This is a genomic window from Mesorhizobium sp. M0028, assembly GCF_040323855.1.
Lineage (GTDB): Bacteria > Pseudomonadota > Alphaproteobacteria > Rhizobiales > Rhizobiaceae > Mesorhizobium.
Window position 1 is genome coordinate 55,554 of the sequence record NZ_JAMYVG010000003.1, and the last position, 14,751, is coordinate 70,304.

15 protein-coding genes are annotated in these 14,751 nt (G+C 63.8%); 5 read left to right on the forward strand and 10 right to left on the reverse strand.

The genetic code is table 11. From position 1 onward, the window contains the following. Window positions 1–59: 59 nt before the first annotated feature. From lpxK to epmA, 7 genes are all read right to left on the reverse strand, one after another. On the reverse strand, window positions 60–1,088 hold the full coding sequence (gene lpxK / locus NKJ93_RS08015) for a tetraacyldisaccharide 4'-kinase (protein ID WP_352588485.1): 1,029 nt from the start codon (window positions 1,086–1,088) through the stop codon (window positions 60–62). A gap of 1 nt (window position 1,089) precedes the next feature. Continuing rightward, window positions 1,090–2,406 carry a lipid IV(A) 3-deoxy-D-manno-octulosonic acid transferase gene (gene waaA, locus NKJ93_RS08020; protein WP_023717167.1) on the reverse strand — a complete coding sequence of 439 codons (1,317 nt, stop codon included), beginning with the start codon at window positions 2,404–2,406 and terminating at the stop codon, window positions 1,090–1,092. Then, a complete protein-coding gene (locus NKJ93_RS08025; protein WP_023717166.1) occupies window positions 2,403–3,182 on the reverse strand; it encodes a lysophospholipid acyltransferase family protein in 780 nt (259 codons plus the stop codon). The genes waaA and NKJ93_RS08025 overlap by 4 nt, the downstream gene beginning before the upstream one ends. A gap of 5 nt (window positions 3,183–3,187) precedes the next feature. Beyond that, window positions 3,188–3,433, reverse strand: coding sequence for a DUF4170 domain-containing protein (locus tag NKJ93_RS08030; protein WP_352588488.1), 246 nt, complete (start codon window positions 3,431–3,433; stop codon window positions 3,188–3,190). Between the two features lie 74 nt (window positions 3,434–3,507). Then, entirely contained in the window at window positions 3,508–4,314 is an 807-nt protein-coding gene (locus tag NKJ93_RS08035; RefSeq protein WP_352496159.1) for a 3'(2'),5'-bisphosphate nucleotidase CysQ, read from the reverse strand. Beyond that, window positions 4,301–5,644, reverse strand: a complete 1,344-nt coding sequence (locus NKJ93_RS08040) for a TldD/PmbA family protein (protein WP_023717163.1) — start codon at window positions 5,642–5,644, stop codon at window positions 4,301–4,303. The genes NKJ93_RS08035 and NKJ93_RS08040 overlap by 14 nt, the downstream gene beginning before the upstream one ends. A gap of 139 nt (window positions 5,645–5,783) precedes the next feature. Then, window positions 5,784–6,830, reverse strand: a complete 1,047-nt coding sequence (gene epmA / locus NKJ93_RS08045) for an EF-P lysine aminoacylase EpmA (protein WP_352588491.1) — start codon at window positions 6,828–6,830, stop codon at window positions 5,784–5,786. Between the two features lie 114 nt (window positions 6,831–6,944). On the opposite strand from epmA, the gene efp reads away from it, so the two are divergent. Further along, window positions 6,945–7,511, forward strand: a complete 567-nt coding sequence (gene efp, locus NKJ93_RS08050; protein ID WP_023717161.1) for an elongation factor P — start codon at window positions 6,945–6,947, stop codon at window positions 7,509–7,511. A gap of 133 nt (window positions 7,512–7,644) precedes the next feature. Here the strand turns inward: efp and NKJ93_RS08055 are convergent, their stop codons facing one another. After that, a complete protein-coding gene (locus NKJ93_RS08055; RefSeq protein ID WP_352481290.1) occupies window positions 7,645–8,652 on the reverse strand; it encodes an AraC family transcriptional regulator in 1,008 nt (335 codons plus the stop codon). 226 nt (window positions 8,653–8,878) lie between these two features. On the opposite strand from NKJ93_RS08055, the gene NKJ93_RS08060 reads away from it, so the two are divergent. The 4 genes from NKJ93_RS08060 to NKJ93_RS08075 all read left to right on the forward strand — a co-directional run bounded on the left by NKJ93_RS08060 (window position 8,879) and on the right by NKJ93_RS08075 (window position 12,875). Further along, window positions 8,879–10,261 carry an FAD-binding oxidoreductase gene (locus NKJ93_RS08060; RefSeq protein WP_352481291.1) on the forward strand — a complete coding sequence of 461 codons (1,383 nt, stop codon included), beginning with the start codon at window positions 8,879–8,881 and terminating at the stop codon, window positions 10,259–10,261. 443 nt (window positions 10,262–10,704) lie between these two features. Beyond that, window positions 10,705–11,775, forward strand: coding sequence for a glycosyltransferase family 2 protein (locus NKJ93_RS08065; RefSeq protein ID WP_156948034.1), 1,071 nt, complete (start codon window positions 10,705–10,707; stop codon window positions 11,773–11,775). Further along, window positions 11,750–12,442: a class I SAM-dependent methyltransferase gene (locus NKJ93_RS08070; RefSeq protein WP_023717157.1), complete on the forward strand. Its 693-nt coding sequence runs from the start codon at window positions 11,750–11,752 to the stop codon at window positions 12,440–12,442. Before NKJ93_RS08065 ends, NKJ93_RS08070 begins: the two co-directional genes overlap by 26 nt. Then, entirely contained in the window at window positions 12,420–12,875 is a 456-nt protein-coding gene (locus NKJ93_RS08075; protein ID WP_352481293.1) for a GtrA family protein, read from the forward strand. Before NKJ93_RS08070 ends, NKJ93_RS08075 begins: the two co-directional genes overlap by 23 nt. Here NKJ93_RS08075 and NKJ93_RS08080 read toward each other — a convergent pair. Together NKJ93_RS08080 and NKJ93_RS08085 are read right to left on the reverse strand one after the other, a co-directional pair. Continuing rightward, on the reverse strand, window positions 12,872–13,504 hold the full coding sequence (locus NKJ93_RS08080; protein WP_352588494.1) for a hypothetical protein: 633 nt from the start codon (window positions 13,502–13,504) through the stop codon (window positions 12,872–12,874). The genes NKJ93_RS08075 and NKJ93_RS08080 overlap by 4 nt on opposite strands. Next, window positions 13,491–14,654, reverse strand: coding sequence for a putative hexosyltransferase (locus NKJ93_RS08085; RefSeq protein ID WP_352496161.1), 1,164 nt, complete (start codon window positions 14,652–14,654; stop codon window positions 13,491–13,493). The genes NKJ93_RS08080 and NKJ93_RS08085 overlap by 14 nt, the downstream gene beginning before the upstream one ends. Between the last annotated feature and the right edge of the window lie 97 nt (window positions 14,655–14,751).

Consider the following 14,751-nt stretch of genomic DNA (forward strand, 5'->3'; position numbering starts at 1 on the left):
TACACTCGACCGGCGGAAAAATTCCGGTCCCCGCATTGCCTCGGTGCCCAAGCTGCTGGTCAGCCTCTAAGCCTGCGCTGCCGCCAGGCATCCAGCGTTTCGTCGATGATGCGTTGCGGCACATGGTCGAGCTCGAAGACGGTGTCGATCTCCAGCACATCGAGCCGGTCGAGGAATTCCGGCGGCGCTGCGCCGTGACGCAGGCGGGCAGCATCCTTGGCGGTGGTAATCAGGCCAAGCCCGGCTTTACGTGCCGTCGCCGCCAATTCGGCAAGCTCGTCCGCGCTGTAGAAATGATGGTCGGGAAACGGTCGGGTCAGCGCAAGCTCGCCGCCGGCCTCGGCTACGGTGTCGAAAAACTTGTCGGGATGGCCGATGCCGGCGAACGCCAGGAACCGCCTGCCGGCCAGCATCACCGTGCTGCTCGGGGCGGTGTGCGCCTCGAAGATCGGCCTGCCGGCGCGCGCTGCCTGGCGCACGACCGTGTCGGCCGCGGTGCCCTCGCCCATCTTCAGCAAGGCGCTGGTGAAGACCAGCTGGTCGACGATGTTCGCCCGCAGCGGTCCGCCGGGGATGACGCGGCCATTGCCGATGCCATGGCGCGCGTCGACGACGACCAGCGCATAATCGATGTGGATGCGCGCGCTCTGAAAACCGTCATCCATGATCAGGAAATCGCAGCCGAGCTTCTCCAGCAGAAGCCTGGCGCCGGCGGCCCGGTTCGGCGTCACCGCGACCGGCGCATGTTCGGCCAGAAGCAGCGGCTCGTCGCCGACATGCTTGGCGGCGTCGTGGTGCGGATCGACGACATGCGGCTGCGCGAAGGAGCCGCCATGCCCGCGCGACAGGAAACCGGGATTGAGCTGCATGCGCCGGGCCTGCTCGGCCAATGCGATCGCCACCGGCGTCTTGCCGGTGCCGCCGACCGTGAAGTTGCCGATGCAGAGCACCGGCGCCTCGACTTTTTCGCGCGGCGCGTGCCGCATGCGGCGACCGGCGATAAGTGCATAGATGGCGGAAAGCGGCGACAGCGCCACGACCCGCCAGTCCGGCTCTTCCCACCAGAAGGGCGGCGCTTCCGAGGTCACGTCAACGCCCGTTCGCGCCCTTCAGGCGCGACTTGACGACCAGCGGCTGGATATAGGGCTCGAGCGACCTGAGCGTGTGCGCCAGCGCACCGCGCATCTCGTCGACCGTCGCCGCACCCGCCGCCATCATTTCGTGACGAGCCACCTCGTTGGTCAAAAGGAAATTCACGGCGCCGGCCAGCATATCGCGGTCGCGCACCAGCTTGGCGCCGCCACTGTCGAGCAGGCGCTGATAGGCCTCGCGAAAATTCTGGACGTTGCGGCCGGCAAGCACCGCTGTCTCCAGCATGGCCGGTTCCAGCGGGTTCTGGCCGCCCTCGGAAGTCAGCGAACGGCCGACAAAGGCAATTTCCGTCAGCCTCAGATAAAGCCCCATCTCGCCGATCGTGTCGCCGAGCAGAATATCGGTATCGGCGGTGATCCTGTCGCCCTTGCTGCGCTGCGCCAGCTTCAGGCCCATGCCGGAAATCTGGGCGGCCAGCTGCCCGGCGCGTTCGGGATGGCGCGGCACGATGATCGTCAAAAGCCCGTGGTGCCGCTTGTGCAGCATGGCGTGAACTTCGGCCGCGACCGCCTCTTCGCCGTCATGGGTCGAAATCGCCGCCCAGGTCGGGCGAGCGCCGATCTGGCGTTTCAGCGCCGCCAGTGCCCGTTCGTCGGCCGGCGGCGGCGCGGTGTCGACCTTGAGATTGCCGGACACGGTGACCGGCCGGGCGCCGAGCGAAAGGAAGCGCTCGCCATCGAGATCCGACTGGGCGACGACATGGGCGAGATTTTCGAACAATGCTTCGGCGATGTTGGCGCGCTTCTTCCAGGATTTGAAGGAGCGGTCGGACAGCCTGCCATTGACCAGAACCTGCGGCACGCGGCGGGCGCCGAGTTCCAGGATGGTCATCGGCCAGATCTCCGATTCGGCGATGATCGCCAGGTCCGGTTGCCAATGATCGAGGAAGCGGCTGACCGCCGGCTTGAGGTCGAGCGGCACATATTGGTGGATGATGCGGCCGCCCAGCCGTTCTTCGGCGACCTGCGCCGAGGTGACGGTGCCCGTCGTCAGCACGATGTTGACGCCGTAGTCGAGAATGCTCTCGACCAGCGGCACGACGGCGATGGTCTCGCCGACGCTGGCTGCATGGATCCAGATCACCGGGCCTTCGGGGCGCTCGCGTCCGGCGACGCCGTAGCGCTCGCGCCGGCGAATGCGATCCTCCTTGCCTCTGGATGTGCGCCAGGCGACATAAGGTCCGACCAGCGGGTACGCGGCGGCCCCGGCGAAGCGGTATGCCGTCAGGAAGGCGCGCGCCCAGCGCATACTCATTTCGAACCGTCCACAAGGCGATAGGCCTCGGCGGTCGCGGCATTGAGCGAGGCCGTGACCTCCTGGCGCTTGCGTTCCATTTCCGCGGCGTCTGCGTTGGCCGGCACGAAGACAGGCGTGCCGACGACAATCGAGGAGCGGCCGAAGGGCAAGTTGATCGTCGTCTTGTCCCAGCTGCCCTCGATCACCTTGCGGCGGCTGGTGGCAATCGCGGCAGGCAGGATCGGCCGGCCGGACAGCCGCGCCAGGAGGACGACGCCGAGCCCCGCATCGCGCGGCGTGCCGTGGGGAATATCAGCAATCATGGCGACATTCTTGCCGGTGGCGAGCGACTTTTTGAGGGCGATGAGCGCCTTGGCGCCGCCCTTGTCGAGATGCCTTGCGCTTTCGCGCCCGCCAGAGCCGCGCACCGCCTCGATGCCGAATTTCTCGACCATCAGCGCGTTGAGCTCGGCATCGGCGCTGCGCGACACCATGGCAACCAGTGGCCGTCCCTTGGGATAATAGGCCGGCGTCAGCAGATGCTGGCCGTGCCAGAGCGCGATGATGCCAGGCTCGAGCTGCGCATAGGCGCCGCCGGAAAACTTCGCCGATCCGTCGACCATGCGGTTGGTCAGGCGGACAAGGCGGACGAAATACGCAAACAGCGCGGCAAGCGCATTCTTGACGAATCGCGACTGCGCCAGCGGTTCGCGGATCTTGCGCCAGAACGTCTTCGGCTTGCGACGTCTGACCGCCGACCGCGGGGCTGATCGCTTGACCGCTTCATGGTTCATCGATGTCAACCGGGAGCCTTGTTTTCGGGGTCGAGCAGGCGGTGCAGGTGAACGACGAAATAACGCATATGGGCGTTGTCGACGCTGGCTTGCGCCTTGGCCTTCCAGACGGCGTGCGCCGATTGATAGTCGGGATAGATGCCGACTACGTCGAGCGCGTCGAGGTCGCGGAATTCGGTGCCGCCCAGCTTCTTGAGTTCGCCGCCGAACACCAGGTGCAAAAGCTGTTTCTTTCCGTCTTCAGCGGCCATGTCGATCCTTCACATATCGTGAGTTTGGGACAGGTCTAGACCAAAGCCGCCGACTTTGGAACTATTGATGATGGTCAATTGTCCAGCCCGGCGATGACGCCGGCGAGCACAGCGAGGAGTTCGCCGCTGCCGGCGGCAAGCGCGCCGTGGCGGATCACTTCGCCGGCATAGAGCGGCGCGCGGCCGTGCCGATCGAGCACGGCGCCGCCTGCCTCGCGCAGGATGAGGTCGGCCGCGGCGATGTCCCAGTCATGCGCGTTGGCCTTGACGAAGGTGGCATCGAGCTGGCCGCCGGCGATCATCGCCAACCTGTAGGCGAGCGAAGGAATATAGGGCACGCGCTTCAGCCGTTTGTGCCATTTCGCCGGCATCAGGTCGATCATCGCCTTCGGTCCGGCGATTTCGGCCGTTTCCGACGGCGGACGCACGCCGATGCGCTTGCCATTCAGGAATGCGCCCTCGCCCGGCAGCGCCCAATAGATTTCGCCCTTCGCCGGGCAGTCGAGCACGCCGGCAAGCGTGCGGCCGTTCTCGACCACCGCGACGCTGACGCACCATGTGGGCAGGCCTTCGAGGAAGCCGCGCGTGCCGTCGATCGGATCGACGACGAAGGTGCGGCGCGCGACAAGCCTTACCGGGTCGTCGACGGTTTCCTCCGACAACCAGCCATAGTCCGGCCGGGCCGCCAGCAAGGTCTCGCGCAGATATTTGTCGGCGGCGTGATCAGCTTCGCTGACCGGCGAGGTGCCGCCCTTCATCCACACTTGCGGATTGTTGTTGAAGTACTGCATGGCGATGAGCCCCGCCTCGCGGGCAGCGTCGCGCAGCAGCTGCAGGTCTTCAGTAGCGCCGGCCGAGACGGCCGGATCAAGCTCCGGCAAGGGTCATCCCTTCGATCAAAAGCGTGGGCGCGGCAGTGCCGAAATTGCGGTCGAGATCGCTCGCCGGAACCATGTTGAGGAACATCGTCTTCAAATTGGAGGCGATGGTCACCTCGGCAACGGGATAGGCCAGCTCGCCATTCTCGATCCAGAAGCCGGAAGCGCCGCGGCTATATTCGCCCGTCACCATGTCGACCCCCTGGCCGAACACTTCGGTGACGTAGAAGCCGGTCTCGAGCGACTTGATCAGCTCTTCCGGCGTGTTTTCCCCGGGCTCGATGGCGAGATTGGTCGACGATGGCGAGACCGACGAGCCGCTGCGCGAGCCGCGCCCATTGGTGACGAGGCCGAGTTCCCGCGCCGCCGAGGTCGACAGGAACCAGTGGTTGAGCACGCCCTTGTCGACCATGAACAATTTCTCGCCCTCGACGCCTTCGCCGTCGAAGGGGCGCGAGGCCTGGCCGCGGCGCCGGAGCGGCTCGTCGGTGACGGTGATTGCGGCCGAAGCCACCTTCTTGCCCATCATGTCGCGCAGAAAGCTGGTCTTGCGCGCCACCGCGGCGCCATTGATGGCACCGGCGAGATGGCCGGCAATGCCGCGCGCGACGCGCGGATCGAACACCACGTCGACCGGCCCGGTCGCAGCCTTGCGCGCGCCAATACGGCGTACAGCGCGCTCGCCGGCCTTGCGGCCGATGTCTTCCGGCGCGTCGAGATCGGAAAAATGCTGGCGCGAGGAGAATTCGTAATCGCGCTCCATGCCGGTGCCCTCGCCGGCGATCACGCTGGTCGAGCGCGAAAAGCGCGACGCGACATAATGGCCGACAAACCCATGCGAAGTGGCGAGCACAAGGCCGCCGAGCCCGGCGCTGGCGCCGCTGCCGGCCGAATTGGTGACGCCCTTGACGGCAAGCGCCGCCGCCTCGGCGGCAAGGGCTGCTTCCTTCAACTGGTCCGCCGATACCTCGGTGGCGTCGAACAGATCGAGATCGCGCGGCTTTTTGACCAGCAAGGCCGGATCGGCGAGACCCTGATAGGGATCTTCGGGCGACACTTTGGCCATGGCGACGGCGCGCTCAGCCAGCATATTGGGGTCGGATGCCGCCGTTGCCGAAACGCTCGCCACGCGTCTGCCGACGAAGACGCGCAACGAGACGTCCTCGCTCTCGGACGCCTCTGTGCCTTCGACCTTGCCAAGCCGCACCGACACACCGGTCGAGCGGCCGCGTACTGCAACCGCATCGGCGGCATCGGCCCCGGCCCGTTTGGCAGCCTCGACCAGGGCCGCGACGCGATCGGTCAGTTTCGCTGCGTCGAGCGTATCGGTCATGCGCATAATCCTGTTATTTCCGGCCGGCTGAAGGGCAGCCGCTGCTGCACCATCTATTGTCCCGGTGCGGCTTCTGCAATGGGAGAAGGCGCAAAGCGGTGTCAGGCGGGTGAGCGGCAACGGCGAGATCGACAATCCCTCAGGAAGCGGCCACCGGCGTCCAGATCACGTCGTCGATCCTGAGCGCGCCGGTGGCGAGCATCACCAGCCGGTCGAAGCCGAGCGCCGCGCCGCTCGCTTGCGGCATGATCGCGAGCGCGGCGAGGAAATCCTCGTCGATCGGGTAGCGTTCGCCATAGACACGCTGCTTTTCGTCCATTTCGGCGGCAAAGCGCTGGCGCTGCTCGGCCGGATCGGTCAACTCGCCAAAGGCGTTGGCGAGCTCGACGCCGCAGCAATATAGCTCGAAACGCTCGGCGGTGCGCGGATCGTCGGCGCTCGGCCTGGCCAATGCCGCCTCCGAGATCGGATATCCGAAAAGAATGGTGGCGCGCCCCTGCCCCAGCACCGGTTCGATTTTTTCGACCATCACCCGGCTGAACAGGTCGGCCCAATTGTCGTCGGGCGCGGTCCGCAATCCGGCCTGGACCAGGGCGGCATGCAATCCCGCGCGGTCGGTGGTGCCATCGGCTGCAATCGTCGCCAGCAGATCGATGCCGGCATGGCGCATGAAGGCTTCGGCGACGCTCAACCGTTCCGGCTCGGCGAACGGGTCGGCCTCGCGGCCGCGGAAGCTAAAACGCTTTGCGCCCGCCCGTTCGGCCGCCAGCGCGACGAGCTCGGCGCAATCGCGCATCAGGCTCTCATAGGTCTCGCCGACGCGGTACCATTCGAGCATGGTGAACTCCGGATGGTGCAAGGGGCCGCGCTCACGGTTGCGCCAGACAGCAGCGAGGCTGAAGATGCGCTCCTCGCCGGCGGCAAGCAGCTTCTTGCAGGCGAATTCCGGCGAAGTGTGGAGGTAGAGCGGCTGGCGCTGCCCGTCCGGCCCGATCGCCTCGGTGGCGAAGGCCAACAGATGCGCTTCATTGCCGGGCGAGATCTGCAGGGCCGATGTCTCCACCTCCACGAAGTCACGGCGGGCGAACCAGTCGCGCATGCCGGCGGCAATGGCGTTGCGCAGGATCAGCCGCGGCCGGCGGTCGGCATGGACATGCGGCGCCCACCATGGCGAAGCGGCGGTCATCGGCTTCAGGCGAATTGCACAGAGGGCTGGCGATTGCGGCCAAGATGCGCTAGGCCGCACCCAACGGCCTCTCCAGCCGATTTGCGCCAACAAATTTTATCAGGATGGAAACCCGTGAAGGTCATCGCCAGCTCCTTACGCAAAGGCAACGTCGTCGAAAAGGACGGCAAGCTTTATGTGATCCTCTTTGCCGAAAACATTCATCCTGGCAAGGGTACGCCGGTCACCCAGCTCGACATGCGGCGTATCTCCGACGGGGTTAAAGTTTCCGAGCGTTACCGCACCACCGAGCAGGTCGAGCGCGCCTATGTCGAGGAGCGCGAGCACACTTTCCTCTACCAGGACGGCGAAGGCTTTCATTTCATGAACCCGGAGAGCTACGACCAGGTGGCGGTGCCGGAGAGCGTGGTCGGCGACATGGCGCCTTATCTGGTGGAAGGCATGCCGGTGCAGATCTCGCAATACAACAGCATCGCCATCTCGCTGGTACTGCCGCAGCGCGCCACTTTCGAGGTGGTCGAGACCGAGCCGGTGACCAAGGGCCAGACGGCGTCCTCGTCCTACAAGCCGGCAACGCTGTCCAACGGCGTGCGTACCCTGGTGCCACCACACATCAGCGCCGGCACCCGCGTGGTGGTGATGACGGCGGATGGCGCGTATGTCGAGCGCGCGAAGGATTGAGGCGCGAAGCCTGAAACGCCTCGCCCTAGCGCGCCGAGGCGGCCGGTCATCGTCGACCGCTTTGTGCCAGGGGGCTTTCGAGCATTGGGACGCGGCACGCAGACCGCAGCGTCAACGCCCGGCCAGTTCTTTCCTATTGCACGACGCCAGCGGGCAATCTTTGAGCCTCGAGCAACGCCGACCGTCCCTTTCGCCAGGTGCCAGGTGGAATGCCGACGAACTTTTTGAAGGCGCGATTGAAGGCGGCTCCCGACTCGTAGCCGACCTCGGCACCCGCTTGCGCAATGCTCATTTCGGGCCGTTCGAGCAAACGTCCCGCCAGTTGCAGACGCCAGCGAGCAAGATAGTGCATCGGCGAGACCTCGACATAGTGGGTAAAGCGGCTCGCAAACGCCGTGCGCGAGAGCCCTACTTCGCGGGCGAGCCGGTCCAATGTCCATTCCTCCCTGGGGCGAGCGTGGATGAGCCGGAGCGCCTCGCCGACATGTGGATCCCGTAGGCCTGACAGCCAGCCGCGCGAATCGCCGGGGAGGGTCTCGAGATGGCGGCGGATGATCTCGACAAACATCAGCTCGCTCAGCTTGGCGAGGATCGTTTCACCGCCCGCCCGCCCACTGCCACCTTCGGCCAGCGCCAGCCGAAACAGGTCGATAACCCAGCTGCTTCCATCGGCGGGCTTGCGGGCACACAGGATGGCCGGCAATGCAGCGAGGAGAGGATTGAAGGGACGTGCATCGCAGCCAAGATACCCGCAAATGAACCGGGTCCGCTCGTCTCCCCCGCCACCATGGATCACCGCGAACGGCAGGCTCTCGTCAATCGGCCGATAATACATCGCCATATTGGGTTCGCCCCGCGCTCCGGGCGAAGAGCTCAAGACGTTCGGAACTCCACCGGGGAAGACAACGACATCACCGGCGTTCACGAGCACCGGGGGCACCGAATCGTCTGCCAGCGCGGCCCAGCACGAGCCCGACATCACGGCATGAAAAGAAATGATGTGCTCTGCCTCCGGCATGATGGCGGCGGCAATGTCGGCCGTGCCCGGCGACTCGCCGACCCAGGGAGAGCTGGCGTCGACGTCGAAATAGATCGCACCGGTGAGGCGAACGGCTCGGAGCACATCGGAAAGGACATCCATGCACTACACCTCCGGAAACGATCGGCTACTCCCTTTGACAACGAGTTTTTCGGCCAGGCATCTCGAACTATCCGGCAATACAGCCGCCCGAGCAACTACCCATCCGGTCTAATCCTACTCTGAACGATCGGGCAACAGAAATGGACGATGTGACATTTGCGGGAACAGCGGACGGGATTAGCGTTTCATCGACCGGCCGACAGGTCCAATAACAGGGAGGAATGTCATGCACGATGAAGACATCACCAAATTCGCAGCAAGCCTGCGGGGCGAAGTCATCCGGACCGGCGACGCCCGCTATGATGAGGCCCGCAAGCTCTACAACGGCATGATCGACAAGCGGCCGCTGATCATCGCCCGCTGTGTGGACGTGGCCGACGTGATCACAGCGGTGAATTTCGGCCGCGACAACAATTTGCTGGTTGCGGTACGTGGCGGCGGCCATAACGGACCAGGATTGGGGAGTTGCGACGACGGTCTGGTGATCGACCTGTCGGCGATGAACGGCGTGCGTGTCGATCCGGATGCCCGTACGGCGCGGGTGGGTCCGGGCTGCACTCAGGGCGACCTCGACCACGCAACCCATGCCTTTGGCCTGGCCGTACCGGCGGGCATCATCTCGACCACCGGGGTCGCCGGACTGACGCTGAGCGGCGGCCATGGCTATCTGACGCGCAAATATGGCCTGACCATCGACAATCTGGTCGAGGCCGATGTCGTGCTTGCCGACGGCAGCTTCGTCACCGCCAGCAAGGAGCGGAACCCTAGCCTGTTCTGGGCGCTTCGCGGCGGCGGCGGCAATTTCGGCGTCGTCACCAGCTTTGTGTTCAAGCTCCACCAGGTCAGCATGGTCTTTGCGGGGCCGATCGCATGGGATCAGCGCCAGGCCCGCACCATCATGCAGCATTATCGCGAGTTCCTGCCGCGCGCGCCCGAGGAACTCGGGATCTTCCTCGGGCTCAAGACGATCCTGTCGAGCGCACCGTTCCCGGAAGAGTTTTGGGGAAAGCGGATGTGTCTGCTGATGTGTTGCTACAACGGCCCGGAGGAAAAGGGCAGAGAGGCGCTGGCTCCGCTACTCGATGCGCTCCCCGCGCCCTGGTTCAATTGGATGGGAATGATGCCCTATCCCGCGGTGCAGAGCATGTTCGATGGGCTCTACCCGAAGGGGATGCAGTGGTATTGGCGGGGCGATTTTGTCAAGACGCTGTCCGACGAGGCGATCGACGCTCATCTCGAGCAGGCGGCGAAAACACCGAGCGAGCTATCGCTCATGCATCTCTATCCGATCGACGGCGCGGTCCATCGCGTCGGCAAAGACGAGACACCCTGGAATTACCGTGATGCGACCTGGTCGATGGTCATCGCCGGGATCGATCCGGACCCACAGAAAGCGGGGCCGGTGACGCGCTGGACCAAGGCCTACTGGGAGGCCGTGCATCCGTTCGATCTGGGTGGCGCCTATCTGAACTTCATGATGGATGACGAGGGCGAGGGAAGGCTCAAGGCGGCTTATGGCGATAACTACGAGCGCCTGGCCTCGCTAAAGAAGAAATACGACCCGAACAACCTCTTCCGGGTGAACCAAAACATCCGGCCGGCCGCTTGACGGCCGCCCTCGTCTGGCCAGCAAGTGTTGTATCGTACCGGCCGGACCAGCTAAGGCCCGGCCGGTACGATAGGTTCCGGCCAGGACGCTCGGCGGCCTACAAGCGCGATACTCGGCCGGGCTCGGCGACCATGTTCCATGAGCCATGTCTGACATGCGTCGAAGCGGTCGGCCCGCACGCTCAGGTCACCCGTAGTGCTGCTTCAACAGGCAAGTCCGGGAGCAGGCAATGCGGTCAACGGGTTATGCCTCAGCGACTGCTTCTCGCCAGGCCGATCGCGCCGGCAGCCTACCGATAATTTCACGCTTCGATGCGGACGTCCGACGTCACCACGACACCCTTCAGTCCTCCTCGAGGATCGGTATCCCCTTCAGAACTAACTAAATTAGCAGTTTCTTAATTGCCTTTGGAACTTTGTAGCTTGCGTTCCATTTTCAACCGCATGCGAGAGTCTGTGGTCCAAGGCCCGGGAATAACGGTGAACAGGTCACCGCCGCGCTACTCGCTGGTCCTGCCCGTATACAATGAAGAACAGGTGCTGCCTCGGCTGATCGAGCGGATCAGTTCGCTTATCGGCCGGCTGGACGGCGAAACGGAGGCCATCTTCGTCGATGACGGAAGCCGCGATGGAAGCGTCGAATACCTTCAAAAAGTGGTCGCCGCCGAGCCGCGCTTTCGGCTGATCGAATTTTCCCGCAATTTCGGCCACCAGGTGGCGATTACCGCCGGCATGGACGCCGCTGCGGGCGATGCCGTCATCGTCATGGATGCGGACCTGCAGGATCCGCCGGAAGTCGTTCTCGATCTGGTGGCTAAGTGGAAGGAAGGTTTCGAGATCGTCTACGCCCGCCGGGTCAAGCGCGAGGGCGAATCCTGGTTCAAGCGCTTTACGGCAAGTCTTTTCTATCGCCTGCTGGAGAAAATGACGTCGGTCGATATTCCGCGCGACGTCGGCGACTTCCGCCTAGTCGGCCGCAAGGCGCTGGAAACCTTCAAGCGTATGCCCGAACATGACCGCTTCGTCAGGGGCATGTTCGGCTGGATGGGGTTCAAGCAGACGGCCGTGCCATTTGAGCGCCACGCACGAACCCTGGGCCAGACCAAATACCCGTTCTGGAAGATGATGCACCTTGCGGTTCACGGCATCGTCAGTTTCTCCGAGAAGCCGTTGCGCCTGGCGCTCTGGGGCGGGTTGGTCATTTCCGCGCTTGCGGGGGTCTTTGGCGCCTACGCCATCTTTGCCTGGTTTTTTGAAACCGGGATCATTGCCGGGTGGACATCCACGGTGGTGATCGTGTCGCTCCTGTGCGGGATCAACCTTTTCATGACCGGCGTGGTCGGACTCTACGTCGGCAGCATCCACGCCGAGGTGAAACGCCGCCCGCTTTATGTCATCGATCGGCTCACCGGCTTCGACGAGTCGATGCGTGCCGCCTCCGGTGAGCGCCGCCGATCGTTTCACAAACCCAGGAGTGGAGTCCCCGCCAATGGCCGAACTCTTCGACAGCTATAAATCCAACTATGGCGAGGCGGTCGAAGGGTCCATCCGGTTTTCCGGACTCAGCCACGACTTCTTCCTTGTCGCCAAGGCGGATCTGCTGCGGCGTCTGGTCTTCGAGCGAAAGCTTCGGCAGGGTGGGTCGGCTGTAAGGGCGCTGGATGTCGGCTGCGGCGTCGGTTCGCTCCACCCCTACCTCGACGGTGCTTTCGACAGCGTCGATGGTTGCGATGTCTCGCAAGAATCGATTTTGCACGCCAGCCAACACAATCCGCGTGTGGCCTACAGGACCTGCAGCACTCAGGGGCTGCCTTACGAGGACGGCACGTTCGATCTGGCTTTCGCTAGTTGCGTCGTCCATCACGTTCCGCCCTCCTCCTGGCTCGATTTCTTCCTGGAAATGCGGCGCGTCGTACGGCCGGGCGGCGTCGCCTGCATTATCGAGCACAATCCCTACAATCCACTGACGCGCCTTGCTGTGTTCCGGTGTCCGTTCGATCACGACGCGGTTCTGCTCAACGCCGCCAAAGCGAGGTCCGTTTTTCAGGAAACAGGCTTCCGGGACATCCGCTCCGAGCATTTCCTGCTGCTGCCATCGGCAAGGCCCTTGGCCAGAAGGGTCGAGCGGGTATTCGCGCCTTTGCCGCTTGGAGCGCAGTATGCGTGTAGTGCGCGTGTCTGAGCGCCGTTCAACCGGCGACGCCGGGCTGAGGGTGCTGGCGCGCTTCGGGTCGGTCGGCATCGCCGCAACGATCCTTTATGCAGTGATGGCCACCGCTTTGGTAAAATGGCAACGGTTCGGCCTCTCGCCGGTCGGTGCCTCGCTCGCGGCTTACACCGCAGCCGCCCTGTTTTCTTATCTCGCGCATAAGTTCGTGACTTTCGCGTCGAGCGGATCGCATCGATCGGAAGCTCCGCGTTTTTTCTTGCTGACGGCGACAGGCTTCGCCGTTGCCTACGCGGCGCCGGCGGTTTTGACGGCCAAACTCGGCCTGCCGCCGATCATCGCCATTCTGGTTACATGCTTGCTTGTTCCAGCGGTCAATCTTCTCATGCTCGACCGGTGGGTTTTTGCGCAGCGAAGACCCGGCCAGCAACGTGATCGCCCGCCCTAACCCGGCTCAACAGGATCGAGCCGGAACGACAACAATTTGATGGCGCGCTTGTAGATGTTGCTGGCGGCCGAACTTGGCGGAATGCCGTCGAGGTAGTCGAAGGCGACATCGAGTATCCTGGCCCCGGCGAGGGCCGCCGTTGGAATGACGAACGAGACCGTTCGCGGCTCTTTGCCGGACAGCGTCACCGCATGCACCCGAACGCCATTCACCGAAATAATAATCCGCTGCGTGACCTGCGGCGGGCGAATGGCGGCGGCCATTTGCAGCGTGGCCGTCACACTGTCGTGGAGCGGCGGTATCTTCAGCCGAAGCCGCGAGGTCTCGCCTAGGGAATGGGTGCCGTCGGCAACGGGTCCCGACCAGCCGCAGACCCTCATGCCGGCTGCCTTTTTTGCTCCGTCGGACCGGAACGACACCGTCTCGCCTAGGGTATAGCTGCCGACCGCATCGCGATTGAGGCAGGTCGTCGTCCGGTCAATGTAATAGGCGCGATAATCGGCGTTGACATTCGGATTGAGAGCAAGCGCAAGAATGACGATTTCCGTTCCCGCCAGAACCGCCGCCAGCGCGTAGCTGGCAAGCCTGGCCCCGCGCAGATACCGGCCCGAAATGTCAGACCAGGGCAAGATAGCCTCCGATCCATGCCACGGTCATGAAATAACAGGCGCCCAGGAAGAGAGCCAGAGCCGCAAGAAAAGTCAGCTTCGACGCCGACGACAGCATGGCCAGCAATATTGTCAGAGGTGCAAGCCCAACGACGTATCTGACCATCGAGGCCAGGTTCGTGATCAGCGGCAGGATGATGCAGCAGGCGCAGAACAACGCGGCGCCATATTGCCTGCGAACCGCCAGAACCGCCGATAGCGCCAGTCCGATGAGTGCGGCGAGCGCGCTCCATTGCGGCGCCGTGGGCAGCCATCCAGTTGTCGGAACGGCCGAAAACCCGTCCCATATAAAGGCGAGCGGATTGCCCGGCACCCGTCCAAACGCGCGCTGCACGTGCAGGAAGGCAAAGCCGTCGCCGACGGTCAGATAGAGAAACAGGATGTAGGCGAATAGGCCGGCTGGCGAGATGAAGATGGCGACCAGCAGATCCGGTCGGCCAAGCAGCCAACGCGGGAACGACAGCGTCGATCCGCCCTTTGCGCGGTAATCCGTGAACATCTGAATGACGGTCGCGAATACAACGAGCACCCCGACGAGCCTGGTTGCCGACAGGAGAGCCGATGACAGTCCCGCAGCCAGATAGCTGGAGCGTTTGAACGCCAGAAAAACGCACGAAGTCAGGAGTACGAAAAGAGGTTCGGTCAGGAAAGTCGTGAAGTGATAGGAGAACGGGCCGCTGAGCAGGAAGGCGCAATACAGAACATAAGCGCGCATGTTCTTCTCGAGCAGTGGCCACGCCACCAGACAGGCGGCATAGCTGCACGCAATCGATGTGATCGACGCGACGAGTATCGTCGGAAAGCGGAAAACAGACCGGATTGCCGCCACCAGCATCGGATAGAGCGGGAAAAAGCCCCAGCGTCCGACATTGCTCTGGCCTGGAATGGGAAAGCGCTCATAGCCGTGTTCGGAAATGCCGACATACCACGCGCAATCCCAGCGGCAGAGCGCCTGGGCATAGGCCGCGAAGCCGGGTTCTGCCGAAACCGAAGCAAATGCGGCATAGCGAATGGCCAGCCCACTGACGACGAAAGCCAACGGCACCGCGACGACGGCTACCGCAACAAAGCGGCCACCGGCGTTCGGACGCGCGACAGCTTCGAGCGCCAAAATCTGCCTCCACCCGTTCAAATGGCAGGCGCCACTCAAAGCTAGATGACGCGCGCCCCGGCGAATTCAAGGCGTTCACGCGGCTCAAATTGGCGAT